Annotated in this window: 21 protein-coding genes; 15 read left to right on the forward strand and 6 right to left on the reverse strand. The window is 49.5% G+C overall.

All coding sequences use genetic code 11. The features are described from left to right. Window positions 1-111 precede the first annotated feature (111 nt). From lexA to CWE22_RS07090, 6 genes are all read left to right on the forward strand, one after another. On the forward strand, window positions 112-729 hold the full coding sequence (gene lexA / locus CWE22_RS07065; protein ID WP_169930629.1) for a transcriptional repressor LexA: 618 nt from the start codon (window positions 112-114) through the stop codon (window positions 727-729). After that, a complete protein-coding gene (locus tag CWE22_RS07070; protein ID WP_169930630.1) occupies window positions 726-1154 on the forward strand; it encodes a hypothetical protein in 429 nt (142 codons plus the stop codon). Before lexA ends, CWE22_RS07070 begins: the two co-directional genes overlap by 4 nt. 312 nt (window positions 1155-1466) lie before the next feature. After that, a complete protein-coding gene (gene coxB / locus CWE22_RS07075) occupies window positions 1467-2588 on the forward strand; it encodes a cytochrome c oxidase subunit II (RefSeq protein WP_476704279.1) in 1122 nt (373 codons plus the stop codon). 13 nt (window positions 2589-2601) lie between these two features. Further along, entirely contained in the window at window positions 2602-4188 is a 1587-nt protein-coding gene (gene ctaD, locus CWE22_RS07080) for a cytochrome c oxidase subunit I (protein WP_169930631.1), read from the forward strand. Between the two features lie 14 nt (window positions 4189-4202). Continuing rightward, window positions 4203-4793, forward strand: a complete 591-nt coding sequence (locus CWE22_RS07085) for a cytochrome c oxidase assembly protein (RefSeq protein WP_169930632.1) — start codon at window positions 4203-4205, stop codon at window positions 4791-4793. A gap of 9 nt (window positions 4794-4802) precedes the next feature. Next, entirely contained in the window at window positions 4803-5681 is an 879-nt protein-coding gene (locus CWE22_RS07090; RefSeq protein ID WP_169930633.1) for a cytochrome c oxidase subunit 3, read from the forward strand. Between the two features lie 16 nt (window positions 5682-5697). Here CWE22_RS07090 and CWE22_RS07095 read toward each other — a convergent pair whose 3' ends face one another. Next, a complete protein-coding gene (locus CWE22_RS07095; protein ID WP_169930634.1) occupies window positions 5698-5913 on the reverse strand; it encodes a DUF2909 domain-containing protein in 216 nt (71 codons plus the stop codon). A gap of 27 nt (window positions 5914-5940) precedes the next feature. Here CWE22_RS07095 and CWE22_RS07100 point away from each other — a divergent pair, with 27 nt between their 5' ends. The 5 genes from CWE22_RS07100 to CWE22_RS07120 all read left to right on the forward strand — a co-directional run bounded on the left by CWE22_RS07100 (window position 5941) and on the right by CWE22_RS07120 (window position 9854). Continuing rightward, complete coding sequence (locus tag CWE22_RS07100) at window positions 5941-6687, forward strand: SURF1 family protein (protein ID WP_169930635.1); 747 nt, start codon at window positions 5941-5943, stop codon at window positions 6685-6687. Further along, window positions 6684-7226, forward strand: a complete 543-nt coding sequence (locus CWE22_RS07105) for a hypothetical protein (protein ID WP_169930636.1) — start codon at window positions 6684-6686, stop codon at window positions 7224-7226. The genes CWE22_RS07100 and CWE22_RS07105 overlap by 4 nt, the downstream gene beginning before the upstream one ends. 4 nt (window positions 7227-7230) lie before the next feature. Continuing rightward, on the forward strand, window positions 7231-8214 hold the full coding sequence (locus CWE22_RS07110) for a COX15/CtaA family protein (RefSeq protein WP_169930637.1): 984 nt from the start codon (window positions 7231-7233) through the stop codon (window positions 8212-8214). 74 nt (window positions 8215-8288) lie between these two features. Continuing rightward, complete coding sequence (gene cyoE / locus CWE22_RS07115; RefSeq protein ID WP_244596015.1) at window positions 8289-9218, forward strand: heme o synthase; 930 nt, start codon at window positions 8289-8291, stop codon at window positions 9216-9218. A gap of 12 nt (window positions 9219-9230) precedes the next feature. After that, window positions 9231-9854: an SCO family protein gene (locus CWE22_RS07120; protein ID WP_169930639.1), complete on the forward strand. Its 624-nt coding sequence runs from the start codon at window positions 9231-9233 to the stop codon at window positions 9852-9854. 6 nt (window positions 9855-9860) lie between these two features. On the opposite strand, the gene CWE22_RS07125 is transcribed toward CWE22_RS07120, so the two are convergent. After that, window positions 9861-10940 (reverse strand): polysaccharide deacetylase family protein, encoded by a 1080-nt coding sequence (locus CWE22_RS07125; protein WP_169930640.1) that lies wholly within the window; start codon window positions 10938-10940, stop codon window positions 9861-9863. On the opposite strand from CWE22_RS07125, the gene CWE22_RS07130 reads away from it, so the two are divergent. Further along, the gene (locus CWE22_RS07130) at window positions 10912-12291 is read left to right on the forward strand and encodes an MATE family efflux transporter (RefSeq protein ID WP_169930641.1); all 1380 of its coding nucleotides are present in this window, start codon (window positions 10912-10914) and stop codon (window positions 12289-12291) included. The genes CWE22_RS07125 and CWE22_RS07130 overlap by 29 nt on opposite strands. Window positions 12292-12295: 4 nt before the next feature. Here CWE22_RS07130 and CWE22_RS07135 read toward each other — a convergent pair whose 3' ends face one another. Together CWE22_RS07135 and nfuA are read right to left on the reverse strand one after the other, a co-directional pair. Further along, window positions 12296-13687, reverse strand: a complete 1392-nt coding sequence (locus CWE22_RS07135; protein ID WP_169930642.1) for a DUF4397 domain-containing protein — start codon at window positions 13685-13687, stop codon at window positions 12296-12298. Window positions 13688-13787: 100 nt separating this feature from the next. Then, window positions 13788-14366 (reverse strand): Fe-S biogenesis protein NfuA, encoded by a 579-nt coding sequence (gene nfuA / locus CWE22_RS07140; protein ID WP_169930643.1) that lies wholly within the window; start codon window positions 14364-14366, stop codon window positions 13788-13790. A 147-nt stretch (window positions 14367-14513) separates the two neighbouring features. Between nfuA and CWE22_RS07145 the strand changes: the two genes are divergently transcribed. Beyond that, window positions 14514-17141 carry a M14 family zinc carboxypeptidase gene (locus CWE22_RS07145; RefSeq protein ID WP_169930644.1) on the forward strand — a complete coding sequence of 876 codons (2628 nt, stop codon included), beginning with the start codon at window positions 14514-14516 and terminating at the stop codon, window positions 17139-17141. Here CWE22_RS07145 and CWE22_RS07150 read toward each other — a convergent pair. Continuing rightward, complete coding sequence (locus CWE22_RS07150) at window positions 17138-17878, reverse strand: ComF family protein (RefSeq protein WP_169930645.1); 741 nt, start codon at window positions 17876-17878, stop codon at window positions 17138-17140. The two genes, CWE22_RS07145 and CWE22_RS07150, sit on opposite strands and share 4 nt — an antisense overlap. A gap of 32 nt (window positions 17879-17910) precedes the next feature. Between CWE22_RS07150 and bioH the strand changes: the two genes are divergently transcribed. Both bioH and CWE22_RS07160 read left to right on the forward strand, forming a co-directional pair. After that, window positions 17911-18690, forward strand: coding sequence for a pimeloyl-ACP methyl ester esterase BioH (bioH, locus tag CWE22_RS07155; protein ID WP_169930646.1), 780 nt, complete (start codon window positions 17911-17913; stop codon window positions 18688-18690). A gap of 38 nt (window positions 18691-18728) precedes the next feature. Further along, on the forward strand, window positions 18729-19346 hold the full coding sequence (locus CWE22_RS07160) for a hypothetical protein (RefSeq protein WP_169930647.1): 618 nt from the start codon (window positions 18729-18731) through the stop codon (window positions 19344-19346). 3 nt (window positions 19347-19349) lie between these two features. On the opposite strand, the gene mutM is transcribed toward CWE22_RS07160, so the two are convergent. Beyond that, entirely contained in the window at window positions 19350-20165 is an 816-nt protein-coding gene (gene mutM, locus CWE22_RS07165) for a bifunctional DNA-formamidopyrimidine glycosylase/DNA-(apurinic or apyrimidinic site) lyase (protein ID WP_169930648.1), read from the reverse strand. Between the last annotated feature and the right edge of the window lie 47 nt (window positions 20166-20212).

The following is a 20212-nucleotide window of genomic DNA, read 5'->3' on the forward strand; positions in this document are numbered from 1 at the left end:
CCAGAAAAACCGTCGTGACTAAATATTTGGAAATTTACTAGAAAAAAAGTTGCGAAATGAAAACACCTGTATATACTCACAGTATCACTGTATAGATAAACAGGTAATGACATGCGTCCCTTAACACCGCGTCAGCAAGAAATCTTGACCCTTATTAAAGATAACCTTGATGCCACTGGTATGCCGCCAACGCGGGCTGAAATAGCAACACGCTTGGGGTTCAAATCAGCAAATTCCGCTGAAGAACACCTAAAAGCACTTGCTAAGAAAGGTGTGATAGAGATGCTACCTGGCATGTCACGCGGTATTCGCATCATAGGTGACGAAGACGAGATGCCTGAAGGCTTACCCTTAGTTGGTCAAGTAGCCGCAGGTGAACCGATACTGGCGCAGCAGCATATCGAAAGTCATTATCGCGTCGATGAGAATTTGTTTAGGCCTCATGCTGATTTCCTCTTACGAGTACAAGGCATGAGTATGAAAGATATTGGTATTTTGGATGGCGACTTGCTCGCTGTGCATAAGACTCAAGAAGCTCGAAATGGTCAAATCATTGTAGCCCGTGTGGACGATGACGTTACCGTGAAGCGGTTCGAGCGTAAGGGGAATACCATTTTATTACACCCAGAGAACGAAGAGTTTTCGCCAATTCAAGTGGATTTAACCCAGCAATATTTTACGGTCGAAGGGTTAGCGGTTGGCGTGATTCGTAATGGAGCGTGGTTATGAGAAACTTTGATTCAGCTTACACAGCACAACAATTCTTGGAAACCGTTGAGAGTGCGCCTTGGAGTGGACAAGAGTCGGCACATTTAGCGACGCATCAATTTAATGATGTATTGCCACGCATTCAGGCGTTAGCGATGCGCACAAGCGAGTGGATTACAGTCATCGGCGGTACACGCCAAGTTATCGACGCAATGGTACAAAGTGGCATTAGCCGTGCTCGCATTCGCTGGGTAGCTGGTAAAACGCAAGATCAACGCGAATGGGCGACCGAACAAGCGTTATTGGCGAGCACCAGCAGCGTTGTATTGAGCTGGTTAGAAGACTTATCGCCGCGCATGCAGCAGCGTTTGAAGATGGCGAGCAAAGTCAGTCACACCCACAGTTTTGTGTTTAATGCGCTTCCTTCACTTACCCCACTCCACTAAATCTGCGAGTGAAGGTTGTCCTTCGGGCTGCTTCGGCAGCCCTTTTTTATGCATGTTTTTTCTCTTATCCTTAAATTTTATTAACTTTGGCGGTGGCTTTTTCGTCACGTCATGGTATTTTGTTTCAGCAGCTTACTGCTAACACAAAAACAAATAATAAGACTGATACAAAACAACAAAGGGTTAGTGGGGAAAGCGATTTTTCCTTTACCAGAAATGCTGTTCCTTTTTCTGCTCACCTCTTTGTTCTTCAGGCTCGCACTTCGGTGTTTTCGTGGTAGTCCACGTCGGAAGAATGAGAGGAGATGTCGCGTGAGAACGAGACTCATCACCGCGCTCGTAGCAGGTTTACCCCTGGCTGCTAGTGCACAATCGCAATTCAATTTGACCCAAGGTGTCACAGATATAAGTAATCGTGTGTATGACCTACACATGACCATCTTCTATATTTGTTGCATCATCGGCGTCATCGTTTTTGGGGCCATGTTTTGGTCCATGTTCCGCCATCGCAAATCAAAAGGTCGCAAACCTGCGACTTTCCATGAGAACGTGAAGGTCGAAATCGCTTGGACCATAGTCCCCTTCTTGATTCTGGTTGGTATGGCCATTCCTGCCACATCCACTTTGATTGCTATGGAAGATGTGAGCGAATCGGAAGTCACCGTTTTAGTGACCGGCTCGCAGTGGAAATGGCATTACCGTTATTTTGACCATGAGGTCGAGTATTTTAGTTTGCTTGCCACACCTCGTGATCAGATCACTAATCGGCTCGATAAAGGTGAGAATTACTTACTTGAAGTCGATCGTCCGTTAGTTATCCCTACTGGTAAGAAAGTTCGTTTCCTCATCACTTCTGACGACGTTATCCATTCTTGGTGGGTACCTGCATTTGCGGTGAAGAAAGATGCAAACCCTGGCTTCATAAACGAAGCTTGGACTCGCGTTGATGAGCCCGGTATTTATCGTGGTCAGTGTGCCGAACTGTGTGGTAAAGATCACGGCTATATGCCAGTAGTGGTCATTGCGAAGGAACCAGCCGAGTATGAGGCTTGGATTACTGAGCAAGAAACGATTCAGCGCGAAGCCAAAGAAGAAGAGCAACGTCTCTTATCGATGTCTATGAGCATGGAAGAACTGATGGAACTCGGCGAACGAGTCTATTTAGGTAGCTGTGCAGCGTGTCATCAGCCCAATGGTCAAGGTATCCCGGGCGTATTCCCAAGCCTAGTAGGTACTGAAATGGTCAAGAACGACATTCCAGGCCATATCGACATTGTTGTGAACGGTAAAAACGGCACCGCAATGCAGGCATTTGCTAACCAGCTTTCGTTGCGTGAAATCGCTGCGGTTGTTACCTACGAGCGAAATGCTTGGGGTAATGATACCGGAGACATCGTGCAAGCCGCCGATGTCAACGAATACGTGAATCAATAAGGGAGACTCGACTATGAGCACAGTAGTTGGCGAGATGGATCATCACGATCATCACCACCATGCGCCGTCGGGCATTACCCGTTGGCTATTTACCACAAACCATAAAGATATCGGCTCGTTATATCTGTGGTTCAGTTTCATCATGTTTTTGGTTGGCGGCTCTATGGCGATGGTTATTCGCGCCGAGCTATTCCAACCTGGATTACAACTGGTAGAACCGCACTTCTTTAACCAGATGACAACCGTACACGGTTTGATCATGGTATTCGGTGCCGTTATGCCTGCCTTTACAGGTCTAGCAAACTGGATGGTGCCGCTGATGATTGGCGCACCTGATATGGCATTACCGCGAATGAACAACTGGTCCTTCTGGATTCTGCCGTTCGCATTCGCCATTTTGTTAGCGTCATTGTTTATGGAAGGCGGCGGTCCAGCATTCGGTTGGACGTTCTATGCACCGCTGTCGACCACCTATAGTGGCGATTCAACTGCATTGTTCGTATTCTCAGTGCATATTATGGGTATCTCATCGATTATGGGAGCGATCAACGTGATCGTGACCATTATGAACATGCGTGCACCTGGTATGACCTACATGAAGATGCCGTTGTTCGTATGGACTTGGTTTATTACCGCTTTCCTCCTCATTGCGGTCATGCCAGTTCTGGCCGGCGCAGTAACCATGGTATTAACCGACAAGTACTTCGGTACCAGCTTCTTTGATGCAGCTGGCGGTGGTGACCCGGTTATGTTCCAGCACATTTTCTGGTTCTTTGGTCACCCCGAAGTTTACATCATGATTCTGCCCTCATTCGGTATCGTTTCAGCAATCATTCCGGCATTTTCGCGTAAACCACTATTTGGCTACGCATCGATGGTTTACGCCACCGCAGCTATCGCCGGGTTATCGTTCTTGGTTTGGGCGCACCACATGTTCACAACAGGCATGCCAGTGTTTGCTGAACTGTTCTTTATGTACTGTACGATGTTGATATCGGTACCCACTGGGGTGAAAGTATTTAACTGGGTTGCCACCATGTGGCGTGGTTCGATTTCATTCGAAACACCAATGCTGTTTGCGTTAGCCTTCGTTATTTTGTTCACCATTGGTGGTTTCTCAGGCCTGATGCTCGCTATCACGCCAGTTGACTTCCAGTACCACGACACCTACTTCGTCGTGGCTCACTTCCACTATGTATTAGTCAGTGGTGCGATCTTCTCCATTATGGCTGCAGCGTACTACTGGTTGCCGAAGTGGACAGGTCACATGTATGACGAAAACTTAGGTCGCTGGCACTTCTGGTGCTCGCTGATTTCCGTGAACGTGTTGTTCTTCCCTATGCACTTCGTTGGTCTAGCGGGTATGCCACGTCGGATTCCTGATTACGCCCTGCAGTTCGCAGATATCAACCAAATTGTCAGTATCGGTGGTTTTGCCTTCGGTCTGTCTCAGTTGATCTTCCTGTGGCTTGTCATCAAGTGTGTACGTGGTGGCGAAAAAGCACCTGCGAAACCTTGGGAAGGTGCCGAAGGTTTGGAATGGACAGTCGATTCTCCGGCTCCATACCACACCTTTGAAACACCGCCACAGGTTAAGTAATAAGGAATTGACGCATGACTGATACCAACTCGAATCCAGCACCACAGCGGCCAGATAATGGCCGCGTAGTGCGCCGCTTATTGCTTACCGTGGTATGCATGTTTGCATTTGGGTACGCGTTGGTACCGCTGTATGAAGTGTTTTGTGATATCACTGGGTTTAACGGCCGCACTAAAAATGAACAAGCTGCGGCCAATACTCGTGCAGTGGATACCTCGCGAACCGTCAACGTTCAATTTATTACGCGTACGAATAGTGGTATGCCATGGGGTTTTGCACCGGAAGTGAAAAGCGTTCGCGTGCATCCTGGTGAAACGAAAGTCGTGAACTTTCTCGCCAACAACCCCACTGGCGGCAACATGGTGGCGCAAGCTATCCCGTCTGTTGCGCCCGGTGAAGCCGCATTGTATCTCAATAAAACCGAGTGTTTTTGCTTTAACCAGCAACCACTCAAAGCAGGGGCTAAAACCGCCATGCCGATGCAGTTTTATTTAGATCCGGATATTCCCGAACATATTCATACGCTGACCTTGTCATACACGCTGTACGATATGACAGCCAATGCTACACCGGATGTGCTGGCGCAAATGCAGCCGGCAAACTAAGGAATTGTTATGGCAGAGAAACACGAAAAATATTATGTCCCCGCGTCCAGCCCGTGGCCCATTGTTGGCGCTGTTGGTCTCGGTTTAATTGCTTTTGGTGCCGGACACACCGTTATCGAAAATAGTAAAGGTATTGACGGCTGGGGCAGTAACGTCCTCACCGCCGGATTACTCGTCATTGCATTCATGTTGTTTGGTTGGTTCCGTGACCAAATTAATGAATCTATGTCGGGAATGTACAGCAAACAGTTGAGCGCGTCATATCGCCAGGGGATGAGTTGGTTCATCTTCTCCGAGATTATGTTCTTTGCTGCATTCTTCGGAGCGCTATTTTATGCGCGAGTGATTGCCGTAGAGTGGCTCGGTGGCGCTGGTAACAATGCGATGACCAATGAAGTGCTGTGGCCCGAGTTTAGTGCGCATTGGCCATTAACCGAAACGCCGGGTGGCACCGCTTCCGGCGAAATGGGTTGGTTCGGCCTACCGCTGTATAACACCATTATTTTGATTATCTCGTCGTTCACTTGTCACTTTGCCCATGTCGGCCTTGAGAAGGGCAAGCGGACGCAACTAAAAGTGTGGTTAGGAATTACAATCATTCTGGGTTGTATCTTCTTGTACTTACAGGGCGTGGAATATGTGCACGCTTATCAAGACCTTGGCTTGACTCTAGATTCTGGTATTTATGGCAATACCTTCTACATGCTCACTGGCTTCCATGGCATGCACGTTACCCTTGGTACGATCATGCTGATCATCATGTTCCTGCGAGTCATGAAAGGTCACTTTACCCATGACAATCACTTTGCTTTCCAGGCTACCAGTTGGTACTGGCACTTTGTTGACGTGGTTTGGGTATGCTTGTTTATCTTTGTTTATATTCTTTAAACCCAGCGAGCGCCCGTTAATACGGGCGCTCATTCGGTGCAATAACACCGGACAGTAGTAACGCCACAATGATGGCCATGGCAATACCGGACCACATCACCCGTTTGCCCAAGTAGTGTGTCATTGAGGGCTTGGTCGGATCATCGCGTAACATCGCAAATAACGCGCGAAACAGATTCACGACCATAAAAAGCATGAGTAGTACCAAAATGACTTTAGCAGTAAAAACCATGACATCTTCCTTTCGAGGAGCAGCAGAATGAATCGGGGCAAATTAATTGCCGTGACGCTCACTGTGCTGGCAATTTTCATTTTGGTCAACCTTGGATTGTGGCAGCTCGAACGTGCCGACGAAAAACAAGTTTTGTTCGATGACTTTGCGCAAAATCAGTCGCAAGCTGTCGATTTAACACTGCAACCTGACCCCTTACCTGCCCGCTATCAATCGGTCGAAATTACCGGAACCTTTACCGATAATCGGTATTTTCTGCTCGATAATCAGATCTGGCAAGGGCGTGTGGGTTATCAAGTGATCGGCTTACTTGAAGTAACAGAACTACCGTATTTAGTTCCTGTGAATATGGGCTGGGTAACTGCCGGCATTGATCGCAACTACTTGCCGGAGTTAGACCTCCCTCAAGGCGAAGTACATATGAGCGGGCTCTTTTATACACCCGCGGATGATGCTTTTATGCTCGGTGATCAGGTTATCGAAGCGGGCAGTTGGCCGCAACGAATTCAGCAGCTCAAACTCGGCGCCTTAAGTGAGGCAACACAACTTCCTTTAGCCCCCTATGTGGTGCTACTCTCGGCAGGTTATCAGACCGCAACAGCTGACTCAGCCACTGCTGATTTTGGTTGGCCGCGCCAATGGCAACCGCAGGTTATGACACCACAAAAACACCGCGCTTACGCGTGGCAGTGGTTTTCATTGGCTATCGCCTGTGGATTCGTCTTTTGGTTTGCTAGTCGCTCCAGAAAAACAAAAACAGAGGATCGGACATGACATCGGTGAAGAAATCACGCGCCACATTTGTAGGCGTTGTCATTGCATTTTTGATTCCAGTACTTGGCGCATACCTAGTGCTGCAAGGAAATTGGTATCAAGGTGCAGCGACCAACAAAGGTACGATGCTGGTACCCCCGTTTGAATTAGGCGCCTTGAACTCAGAGCTGCCCGAGGGTTGGCGCATTGTTTTACGTGATAATGGTCAATGCGCTGAAGCCTGTATTCAGGGGCTTTATGCGATTAATCAACTCGATGTTGCGTTGGGTAAAGAAACCGACCGCGTCACGCCCGTTTTTATTAGTGCTGAACCGACCACGGTCGACCTCAACCAGATGCCGATTGTGCAGAATATTGTGAGTCCAGCAATTCTAGCGGCGATGGCAACTCTTCCAGAAGAACAACTATTCATAGTCGATCCTCTGGGTAATGCCATGCTTTATTACCCGACCCATGCCGATGAAGAAGCGATGCGTCTCGAAGCTAAGAATTTACTTTCGGACCTCCGGACTCTCTTAAAACTATCTAAGATTGGATAAGCCCATGCGTAACCTTGTCAAATTTAGCCTTGTTTTAGTGGTTATCGTGATAGTGTTGGGATCTTATACGCGTCTCACCGATGCTGGCTTGGGTTGTCCCGATTGGCCTGGTTGTTACGGCACGCTGACCGTCCCCAAAAGTGAAGAGCAAATTTCTCGCGCCGTAGAACTATGGCCCGATGCACCCATTGAGTACAACAAAGCATGGAACGAAATGATCCATCGCTATGCAGCAGGTTTGCTTGGCTTAACCATTCTGGCCATTGCTATTTGGTCGGTGGTGCGAGTTCGTAAGCATCCAGAGCAACCGGTGAAACTGCCTTTGCTGTTGCTCGTAATGGTAACCTTTCAAGCTTTGCTCGGCATGTGGACGGTGACTAAGAACCTCCAACCATTGATTGTAATGGGACATTTACTTGGTGGATTCACCACCTTTTCGTTATTGGCGTTGCTGCACCTAAGGTTAAAGCGCATTCATTTACCGATGGGCGATCCGCAAGTACGAAAACTAGCTGGGCTAGCATTTATAGCCATGCTTGCGGTGATTGGGCAAATTGCACTTGGTGGCTGGGTCGCTGCGAATTACGCGGCGATGGCGTGCACCCAATTACCCATCTGTGAGGTCGACTGGGTTAGCAAGCTGGATGTAGCTGGCGCGTTTTCAGTTCCAGATGCCGAAACCTACCAGTATGGTGCACATGATTATGATGAACGGGTGACCATGCATGTTGCACATCGTATCGGTGCTATAGTGGTCACTGTGATTATTGGGTTGATGCTCTTTTCTGGGTATCGGAAAGCTCGCTCGGCAGTCATCCGCACCAGTCTTCATTGGGTCAGTTTATTACTCATAGTGCAACTTTTACTTGGCCTCGCCAATGTCGTATTTTTGCTACCTTTAGGGGTAGCTGTCGCGCATAACCTGTTTGGAGCTCTACTCTTAGTGAGTTTAGTTGCTCTCAATTACAAAATAGCGCGCAACGCTTAGCACCTGCATAAAAATGAGAACAAAGGTGCGCACTTAGCATTAGAAAGGAAGTAAAGATGACAGAACCGACTTCAATGCAAGCAGCCGATGAGGCACTTGCGGCGACCTACAAACGCAGCGCTAGCTGGCGCGATTATTTAGAGCTGACCAAGCCGCGCGTAGTGGCATTATTGCTACTGACTGCGGTGGTGGGTATGTGTCTAGCGACAACCTCTTGGGTACCTTGGCAAATCATGGTGCCCGCCATTGTCGGCATCGGTATGATGTCGGGCTCAGCTGCGGCAGTGAATCATCTTGTTGATCGGCATATCGATGCGCGTATGGCACGTACACTCCGCCGCCCGTTGCCTGCAGGCTCACTCTCACCGCGCCGTGTGTTGGCATTCGCAACCATAGTTGGTGCGCTAGGGTTTGTCGTTCTTGCTCTGTTTGTCAATATGCTGACCGCTTGGCTGACCCTTGCCAGCCTAGTTGGTTATGCCATTGTCTACACCATGTACCTGAAACGCGCGACACCACAAAATATTGTGATTGGCGGCCTTGCTGGTGCCGCACCACCGTTACTCGGTTGGACGGCAGTGACGAATGAAATTCATCCGTTTGCCATTTTACTAGTCATGATTGTGTTTACCTGGACGCCACCCCACTTCTGGGCGCTAGCGGTCCATCGGGCCAAGGATTATGCTAAAGCGGATATTCCAATGCTACCGGTCACGCACGGTATCGAATTCACCAAGACTTGTATTCTGCTCTACACCATTCTACTGGGGGTTATCTGTTTATTACCTTACGTGGTGGGAATGTCCGGTGTGGTCTATCTAATTGGTTCAAGCATTCTGAGTGTCTGGTTCTTAGGCTACGCTTGGAAGCTGAAGTTCTCGCCAGATAAACTTACTGCCTACAACATGTTCAAATTCTCTATTTGGCAATTGATGGTGCTGTTTGTGCTGTTCCTGGTCGATCATTACGTTGGTCCAGAACCGGTTCTAGCAGCAATGCTGTAAAGGGGTATTTTCATGCAAAAGTTACTACTCTCCATTGTTGCTCTGGTTGCCCTAGTCGCTGGTATCGGCATCTATAACTGGCTGCCACAGGAGCAACCGCAAGCTCTGGTCTATGAACCTGCTCGCACCATAGCGCCATTTACACTGGATGGTAGCGATGGTCAGTTGGCTGACAATTCCAATTTAGAAGGGCAATGGACACTATTGTTCACCGGCTATACCTTCTGTCCAGATATCTGCCCAACAACCATGGCAGACTTGCGTAAGATCTTACCTGAACTGCAAGAGCACAGCGTTGTACCAGTAAAGGTGTGGATGATTTCAGTTGACCCACAACGTGATGATGTCGATAGAATACAAAAGTACACGAGCTTTTTCGGTGAAAATTTCTACGGCGTACGAGCCGAACATCAACGCCTGTATCCATTCGTCAATGGGTTAGGATTGATGTACAGCATTCCCGATGAAGGTGAACAGGACTATCTGGTCAATCACAGCGCCGCAATAATATTGGTTAACCCTGCTGGAAATCTGCAGGCTATTTTCAAAGCGGAGCACGTTATTGGTGAAATTCCGACAGTAAGTATGGAACAGCTCGCACAAGATTTTGAAATCATCGCGCGACGCTATCACTAATTCATTTTAATCGGGCCAACGTCCATTCTCATCCGGTCGTACGAATGGATGGGAGTACCAATAAAAACGACCGTTCTGTTTAGCCGATGGCACCGTACAGTTCAGCCGTGATCGGCCTATGGTTAAGTCGCTCGACAATTCGATGGTCGCTCGGCTTAAACCGTCGCCAACCTCAGACCACTGCGGTTGAATCACCGAACTGCCATAAAAACAATTCATCTGACTGAGTCGATACTGCTCACTTTGCTCAATAGTGAGCTCGACTGTTGGTCTTACCTCAGACCCAGACTGAATCATGGATTCCGGCTTCGACTGCACCACGGGCAGTGGCAAACTCAACAGCTTAGTTTTTAGTGTTTCTAAATTGGCGTATTGGGCCGATGCAGGAAATCTCGGAATGGCGCCGTCCGGTGAGTATTTACCCCAAGGCCCCGAGTGCTGTGCAAACGCTAGAAAACCTTCCTCAACCAATAACTCAGCTAACTGCGGATTGTACTCGCCATAGGGATACGCAAATAGTTTGGGTTGCTGCCCGAGCCGTTGGTCAATTTCTGCTTGAGCGGCAAGAATTTCATTACGCTGTCTTTCAAGCCATTCTGCCTCAGATTCATTCTCGAGACGCCAGGTCATGTGACCATGTGACTGTGAATGATTTGCTATGGTCGCACCGTAATTTTGAAGTGACTCTAGTTGGTCCCACGTCATGTATAGACGCGGAGTCTCAGCCATCAACTTTGGATTCACGAAAATAGTAAAGGGGTAGTTGTACTTCTTGAATAGTTCTAAGCCTTCGCTATAGACATTGCGCCAGCCATCATCAATGGTTATAGCTGCGGCACGCTCAGGCAAAGTCCCTGCTTCGATGCGCTCGGCTGCTTCTGTCAACGATAATACTGTGAAATTATTTTCGGCCAGAAACTCAAAATGCGCTTCGAGTTCTGCGACTGTTACCGAAGTAACCCGCGGTGTATCATCGCCAATATGGTGATACTGTAAAATGGCAACGCCCGTGGCAACGGTCGACTTCGCTAGTACTACAAAAGGAACGCTAACCAGTATGGCTAGCCACAAACCAACAACTCGCATCGACACTCACTCCTCTTCTCAGCAATGGCTTGGCTGGGGCTCACGTGGCGATCATCGACGAATTTTTGCCATTGCGCTACCGATGATCATCTCCAACATCGCGGCACCTTTAATAGGTCTCGTTGACACTGCCATCATAGGGCATCTGCCCGAGTCGATCTACCTGAGTGCCGTGGCTTTAGGCGCCATGGTTGTCAGCTTTGTGTTCCTCCTAGCCATTTTCTTACGGATGACGACGACAGCAGAAGCCGCCCAAGCTTTTGGTGCTGAAGATCAACCCGCAACGGAACGGACTCTCGTGCACGGCTTATGGCTCGCGTGGGGACTTGGCTTGGTATTGATGATAGGAGCGCCCGGAATTATTGCGGGAGCTTGGTGGATCATCCAACCCTCAGAAGAACTGCAGCTGCTCGCGTCTCAATACATCTCCATCCGTCTGTGGGCAGCTCCCGCTGCTTTGACGAACTTGGTGGTTTTAGGCGTTCTCCTCGGGCGTCAACAAAGCAAACGGGCCATGATTTTGGTCATTTTTACCAACGCCGTGAATGTTGTCGGTGATTTGATTTTAATCATCGGGCTCGGCATGACTGTAGCCGGCGCAGCGTGGGCTTCGGTTATTGCCGAGGTGGCCACAGCATTGCTCGGTTTAGCCATGCTAAAACCTTTGCTCCCAGCCATTGGCCCGCTCTGGCGAGTCCAGCGAGAGCATTTACGGCGCTTCGCCGGCATGAATAGAGATGTGTTTATTCGCTCGCTGTTATTACAGCTCTGTATGGCTGTCATGACTGGGTATGCAGCACGTTTCGGCGCGGTCGTAGTTGCTGCAAATGCCGTTCTGATGCAGTTCTTACTCCTGATCTCGTTGGGTCTGGATGGCATTGCCTATGCTGTTGAAGCCCTCGTTGGAGCCGCTCGAGGGCGCAAAAACAGTGGCGAGATTCGCTTTTGGATGCGGCTTACGTTGGTTTGGTCCTGTGTGTTTGCCTGTCTCTATAGCCTGACATTCTGGTTAGCAGGCGCTTGGATTATTCAAACACTGACCGATTTGCCAGATGTTATTGCCGTGGCTAATCGCTACCTGGTTTGGCTCTGGATTCTCCCGCTGCTGGGACACTGGAGCTACTATTTCGACGGTGTTTATATTGGCCTTGGCTTAACCCAAGCGATGCGCGACACAATGGCTATTAGCGCGTTATTGGTGTTCGTGCCGGTTTGGCTGGGAGGTCAAGCGCTCTTAGAAAACAATAACGCCAACCATGGTTTGTGGTTGGCGTTATCATTATTTCTGCTTGCGCGCGGCGTCAGTCAATATTGGATGCTGACGCGACGCTACGCAGTTCTACTCAAGTAATTCATTACTGAGCGAGGTCATCCAACAAGATCAGACCTGGAGGTAAACCACCACCTGCAGAATCAACCGCGACTGCAGTGTAGATACCGCCACCTTCTAACGTTAATGGAATCGGACCAATGGCTGCAGTTTGTGTACCTGCTGCTGTAACAGTCACTACGTAGTCACCTGGCAGCAAAGAGACATAACCGGTTGAGACCAACGCAGTTGAGTCAAAAGGCACGTCAGCAAAAGCTGGTGAAGCACCGCTAATGTCATCGGTTGCAGTGACATAGATGTCAACATTACCAGCGCTTGGCGAAGCATGTACCAGTTGTACTTGTGCTTCAGTCGCTACGCGACGTTGTGCATCACCCACAACGGCTAAGGTCAACGAACCATCGCCCAATGCACCTACTGCGTAGACTGATAATGCATCACCTGTAGCCAGGCTTAGAGGTGCGTCATCAATAACTACTGGTGTACCGCCCGCGGCAGCTACATCAATGAGGTAATCGGCTGCTGGCAGGTTAATAAAGTCAGTACCTGAACCAAACGCTAAACCAGCAATGGCTGGACTTGCAGCGTTGTTCACGGTTACATCGACTGGTGGAGCATCTGCACTGGCGTGTACCACACGAATGTCAGCACCCGCATTCACGTCAGGTAACAGCATTGAACCTTCACCATCAGCAATCTGCAGCATGACTGGCGATGCGCCCGTTGCTGTGTTGTTAACAGCTGCTACTACGAGGTCAGCGCCATCTGGTAATTCAATTGCACCGCTGTCATACGCAACGGCAGCTGGGTCACCGGCTACAGTAATGCGTACTTGATATTCGCCGGCTGGAACATCGAGCTGGCCAGTAAAATCACCAAACTGCAACGTTGCAGCTGGGGCTTCAGCAGTTAAATCTGCATCCGGGGCTGTAAGGAAGATATCGACGGTTGGTGCAGCTGGCGATGCATGAACGACCTGCAGGCGCGCGTTGCCCGCGTCGATTTCGCTATCCATATTTGCGAAGATCAACGGCTCGATAGTGCCGTCAGCGGCGCTACCGATAGCAAAAATTTCATAACGGGTATTTTGTGAGAAAGTTGCGTCAGCGGGTCCAATGACCGTTGCGACAGAACCATCTGGTAAAATACCGTCGACTTGCAAGCTATAGTCACCTGCATCGACCGAAAGCACGCCTGAAGATGCACCGTAAGGAACGGCTTCAAGGACAGCATTGCCGTTCGCTAGCACATTAACATCTGGCGCATCAGCGACGCTGTGGTGTACTCTTAATGAGGTCGTTGGTGTTGGTTGCGGCGGGACGGCGACATCATCGTCGTCATTGGTACTACTGCTCCCACACGCGGCTAAGACAAACGCTGCTGTTGCAGCAAGACTCAGTTTTGTGATCCCATTCATGATTTATTCCTCGTTTGTTATTGGCAAATAACGTTACGAAAAGATAATCAGGATGGGATCACTCTCTTTACATTAGATCAATATTTAGACAGGTTAGGCGTTAGTAGTACGAATGCTCACCACGTTCGTGTTCAGTTACATCGCGTACGCCGTTGAGTTCATTCGGGAAGCGCTGCAATAGCTCTTTCTCGATACCTTCCTTCAAAGTCACATCAACCATTGAACAACCATTACAACCACCGCCAAATTGCAATACAGCAATACCGTCTGGGGTGATTTGCTGAACCGACACTTTGCCTCCGTGATTAGCCAATTGCGGATTAATCTCAGCTTGAATCATATATTCAACGCGCTCGATCAATGGCGCATCGTCTGAGACTTTCCGTGCTTTGGCATTCGGTGCTTTTAGGGTTAATTGCGAACCTAAATCTTGTACTTCAAAATCAATCACAGCATCGGCCAGAAAGGGCGCGCTGGTTGAATCGACCACGGCATCGAAGCCACTGAATGGCAATACTTCGTCGTCCGCCTCAACAGAGTCTGGCGGACAATAAGATACCCCACACTCAGCAGATGCTGTGCCTGGGTTCACGACAAACACACGAATGTTGGTGTTATCCGGTTGCTCGGCTAGAAGCTTACGGAAATGCTCTTGTGCGCTCTCGGTTATCCGAATCATATACTCACCACCTAACTGCTATACTTGAGTAATTTAGTAGGGTATATCTTATCGCAAATTTCCTACATTGCATAGTAACGCTAGTGTCGCACCCCGCATTTATTTGCTAGGGTGAGCCTTTATTTTGGACTCAATGTAGGATCTGCTATGCATAAGTTACTGTCCTCGCTTGCTACTTTAGCTGCCATCATACTGATGACAACAAGTGCACACGCCAAAACTTTGGCTGACTATTTACCTGATGATGTCACCTATGACCCATCTGTTCCAAAACCAGCCGATGTACTGGGCTACGAAGTGGGTGAATGGCACGTGCGCCATGATCAACTGGTACGTTATATGGAGGTACTGGCTGAGCACTCCGACCGCTTCCAGATTGAATACACCGGACGCACCCATGAGCAACGTCCCTTGTTGTTGCTGACGGTCACTGCACCTGAGAACTTTGCAAATCTGGACGAGTTGCGCGAACAACATACTGCTTTGGCTGATCCGCAGCGCAAGGGCGATCCAGAGACCGCTCCGCTCGTGCTTTATATGGGGTATAGCATTCATGGAGACGAGCCAAGCGGCAGTAACTCTTCATTGTTATATGCATACTACTTAGCGGCTGCTCAAGGCGAGAAAATTGAACAGCTTCTCAAAGATACCATCATTCTCTTAGACCCAAGCTTGAATCCAGATGGCCTTGCGCGTTTTGCACAATGGGCTAATCAGCATAAAAGCCAAAATTTGGTCGCGGATCCGCAGCATCGCGAACATGTGCAAGGCACGCCGCGCGGTCGTGTAAACCATTACTGGTTTGACTTAAATCGTGACTGGCTGTTATTACAACATCCAGAATCACGTGCGCGTATCGCCAACTTCCAGAAATGGCGTCCAAATGTGTTGACTGATTTTCATGAGATGGGCACCAACAGTACGTTCTTCTTCCAACCGGGCATTCCGACGCGCCGGAACCCAAACACGCCAGAAGAGAACGTCGAATTAACTGCTAAGCTGGCCGAATACCACGCAGCCAAACTCGATGAAGATGGCCGCCTCTATTTCACTGAGGAAGCTTTTGACGATTTCTATGTTGGCAAAGGTTCCACCTATCCTGACGTACAAGGCGCTATTGGAATCTTGTTTGAGCAGGCCTCGAGTCGCGGACATGCGCAAGACTCGATCAATGGCTTAGTCGAGTTTCCGTTTACGATTCAGAACCAGTTTGATACCTCGTTGACCACCATGTACGGGGCGCATGAAAACAAGCAATTGTTCTTAGATTATCAACAGCGCTTCTTTGATGCGGCATACTCGGCTGCCAAAAAGGCAGACTTCAATGGGTACGTGGTGGGCGACAACTCCGATCCAGCGCGCCTCCATGAGATGCTCAACATCTTGCATCAACATGGTATTAAGGCTTATGCACTGGAGCGCGACTTAGAAGTCGACGGCACCAACTATGCAGCTGGAAGCAGTTACTATGTGCCTCTGGAGCAAGAGCAATACACGCTGATCCGTGCCATTTTTACTACCGATAAGTCATTCCGAGACAATACCTTCTATGATGTCTCGGGGTGGACTTTACCGATGGCGTTCAACGTTCCGTTCAATACCTTCAACGGACGTCGCATCAGCACCTCCGATACAGCGTGGACTCCAGCTACAGAGTCGACCTCTCCCGAATTGCCAGCGGACGCCTACGCGTATGCGTTTGAGTGGCATAACTACTTCAGCCCGCGCGCATTACAAAACTTGCTGGAAGCGGACATCCATGTGCGCCAAGCAGACAAGAGCTTCAGCGCACTCACGACCACTGGCGAAGTGGCCTTTGACCCAGGTACAGTCGTGGTGACCCGCGCCTACCAATCGAAACCTTGGGCTGAAGTTCAGGCACAATTGGGAACCATTGCCGCTGCCAATAATCTCGAAGTCAGCGCCATTACCTCGGGATTAACACCTAAAGGTATTGATATCGGTAGCAGTAACTTGCGCCCAGTCGAGAAAGTCAGCGTGATGATGTTGGTCGGTAACGGTGCCAGCATGTATGAGGGTGGTGAAGCTTGGTACTACTTAGATCGCCATGTGGATGTACCGGTCTCGATGATTGATACCGATCGTTTCGGGCGTATCGACTTATCTCGCTATACCCACATTGTGATGGTCGATGGCAGCTACTACAACCTTGATAAGGGCGATGCTGATCGGTTACGTCGTTGGGTTCGCAACGGTGGTGTCGTGATTGGCCAACAGGGTGGTTCACGTTGGTTAGCCGAGAACGATGTTCTGGCTGCCAAGTTTATTGAGGATGAAGTCTTCGAAGACAAATTTGATACCACCAATCTCCGCTACGACGATATGGATAGCTTCTACGGCAAGCGGCGCGTTGCTGGCGCGATATTCGGTGTAGAACTGGATACATCGCATCCACTGAGCTTCGGTTTCCCGCGTGCACAGCTACCCGTCTTTAAAGACAGCTTGAACGCTATGGAAACACCAGAGCAGCCATTCTTGAGTGTAGCGAAATACTTGGCAGAGCCACTGTTGAGTGGTTACGCCGCAAAAGAAAATCGCGAAGTGCTCGCCGGTAAAACAGCAGTTCTAGCGCACCGCTTAGGTCAAGGTCGTGTGGTTGCCTTCAGTGACGATGTCAACTTCCGTGCCTTCTTCTATGGCTCGGCGAAACTGTTGAGTAATGCCATTTACTTAGCACCGGCCATTCGCCCTTCAGCGAATCCGGGTGAAGATGCAGCCGCAGCGGCTGAAGCTGCAGCCGAGGCCGCTCACTAGTCTGTTGTGGTCCGCGGGGGTGCATGGGGTTCGGTGTAAGCCAATGTCCATGCATCTACCGCTACCGCACCGCGTCGTTGCAGTGCCAGAGCTGCGGCTGATACCGAAGCTCCGGTCGTTAATACATCATCCACAACCGCGACGGTCAGCCCCTTGACCGACCGCGTGCAATGCATACTGTGACTCATATTTTGCCAGCGCTCTGCCGCATTCGAGCGATGCTGCGGTGATTCCTGTTGTAGTCGCCGTAACGTTCCGTACCCTACCGGAATGGACAAGAGTTCCCCTAACTGCCCTGCCAACAGTCCCGCTTGGTTATAGCCGCGTTCACACCAACGTTGTTTGCTCATTGGCATCGGCACAATCAAGTCAGGCCAACGCACAGGCTGGCTGGTTTCACGCAGAACAAAACGTTGGTAGCAGGTATGAAGCTGCGCTCCCAACAGCGGCGCTAGAACTCGCGCCAAGTCGGGCATTTGCTTGAACTTAAAATACTGAATCAACTTTTGAACCTCGGGTTGCCATCGTAAGGCGGCAAACCAAAATCGTCCGGCGGCAAGGTCTTGCCGTTGACAGCGCCAGCGTTGGCAGCGTGGCGGTAACCGCGGCAGGTCGGCAAAACACACTGAGCAAAAACTCTTTTCACCCACTTCCAGCGGCTCTTCACAAAGCCAACAACACGCCAAACCAGGCGTTAAATCAATCCACTTGGCAAGCTGCCGAGCTATCGCTACCATAACCACTTCCTTGTCTGTCTAGAGGTGTATTCATGGTAGCTGCGGTTTGGTCAAAGGTCAGTGGGCAAGGGTCGGATATTGTCGTACTCCATGGTTGGGGTTTGAACGCCAATATCTGGACACCGGTTGCCAAGCCCTTGTCTGAGCTGGGGCGTCTCCATCAGATTGATCTGCCAGGCTACGGCGAATCGGCGTGGCCTGAAACACTCCCCATAACATTCACCAACCTGGTTGAATTGACCTTGGCGGCGCTCCCAGAACGGTTTCACTTGGTTGGTTGGTCACTGGGTGGTTTGGTTGCGACACAAATTGCTCTTCAAGCACCCGAGCGTGTGCAAAGTTTAACGACTGTCGCCAGCTCACCTTATTTCCCAGCAGCAGACCACTGGCCCGGCATCGAACCCCATATTTTGAATAACTTTGCGCGCCTCCTGAGCAAAGACTTCCGCAAAACTGTCGAGCGCTTTCTGGCACTACAATCGATGGGCAGTCCACATGCGAAAGAGGATGTTAGGCAAGTCAAAGCGTGGCTTTTCGAAAAACCTATGGCAACGGTGGAGGTTCTGGATGCAGGACTGGATATGTTGGCGACCGTTGATCTTCGTCAGCAATTGAAGCACATCGACTTACCGTTTTTTCGCCTCTACGGTCGCCTCGATGCGCTAGTACCTGCCAGCGTTGCGGATCAGGTTCAAGCTCTGGCGCCCGCGAGCTCTCAGTTTGTCTCGCCGCGCTGCAGTCATGCACCCTTTATCAGTGACCCAACCACATTTGTTCAACAAATAAGTGCATTTATTTCCAACAACTCGTAGACTGAAGCTAGGTTTCACTGAACTGGATGCGAACGGACATGCACAAGTTTTTTCACGTTTTTTATATCGTCATTATTCTTGCCTTACTTTGGTTTGGTAACTTTTCATCTGAGCATCCTTCCTCGAGCCTACAGGCAGAAATATCATTCGAAAAAGGCTTCGCTAAAGGTTTTGCGACCGCCAGAGTTGAGGCTTCTGAAGGAAAAATGAGTACCGATGTGCAGCAGTCTAAAGACTTAACCAGAACGGCCGCTGAAACCAATGGTCTTAATGACGACGAGGTCCCAGAGGCGGTGCAAGAACAACAACAGGACGATAAAATAGCAGCGCAACTGCGAGAGTTCACGACCTATCCCGACCGTATGTTGCAAGAATCTGTTGATCTAGACTGGGCTTATTTAGTGGAGTCTGATGTGGAGCGACTCTTTGAAAGTAAAGACGAACTCGGCGACTTACCCCTGCAGTCAGTAACCTGTCGCACATCCATTTGCGAGCTCAAAGTGAGTAATCAATCCGGGATGAGAATTGAAGACTTGATCCGCGTCCAACAAACCCTGTCTAAGCAACCTTGGTACAGCGAAGACTATACTTCGCAGTTTAATATTAAAAACGAGGACGACCATCATAGCGTCTTTATTGTCCGTCCTCAGCCTTAAGTTTTAGCGCTGACAGCTTGGGCAGTAAACGGTACTGCGCTGCCCTAGGCGGATTTCTTTCAGCCGTCCCGAGCACTGCATACAGAGCTTGCCACCACGCCCATAAACCATAAGTTCTTGCTTAAAATAACCGGGTTGACCGTCGGCTTGTGTGAAGTCTTGCAAGGTGGTGCCACCTTGCTCAATGGCACGCGCGAGGGTTTGTTTAATAATAGGCACTAACTTAGCGTAACGAGCTTTGCTAATGCGTCCAGCGGCTCGCTTGGGATTAATTCCCGCTTTAAACAATGATTCATTGGCATAAATATTACCGACACCCACCACCACATGATTGTCCATGATGAAGGTTTTAACGGATTGTGAACGTCCTCGTGAGGCGTTAAACAAGTAGTCTAAATGAAAATCATCGGTCAGCGGCTCAGGTCCTAAGTCGCGCAGTAGCGGGTGTTCAAGAGACGGATGTTCCTCACTAAATAACCAACAACCAAAGCGACGCGGGTCATTGAAACGCAATGACCAACCGCTACCAAGTTCTAAATCCACATGGTCATGTTTGACGACAATGGTATCGGTCGGAATCACGCGAACCTTACCCGACATACCGAGATGCACGATGGCGTAACCTTGCGTGGTGTGAATAATCAAATATTTGGCGCGCCGTTCCACTTGAGTGATGGTAGCACCTGTGAGTTGTTGCAAGGTCTCAGGCACTGGCCACCGCAGCCGTGCATCGCGCACAATCACTTGCTTGATCACGTGGCCTTCCAAATGCGGTGCAATACCACGTCGACTTACTTCAACTTCAGGTAACTCTGGCATTCGATATCTCTTCGGTTTATTCAGTGGTGAGGCGCTTGCGCAAACGG

It is taken from the genome of Pseudidiomarina aestuarii (genome assembly GCF_003987355.1).
Taxonomy (GTDB): Bacteria; Pseudomonadota; Gammaproteobacteria; order Enterobacterales; family Alteromonadaceae; genus Pseudidiomarina; species Pseudidiomarina aestuarii.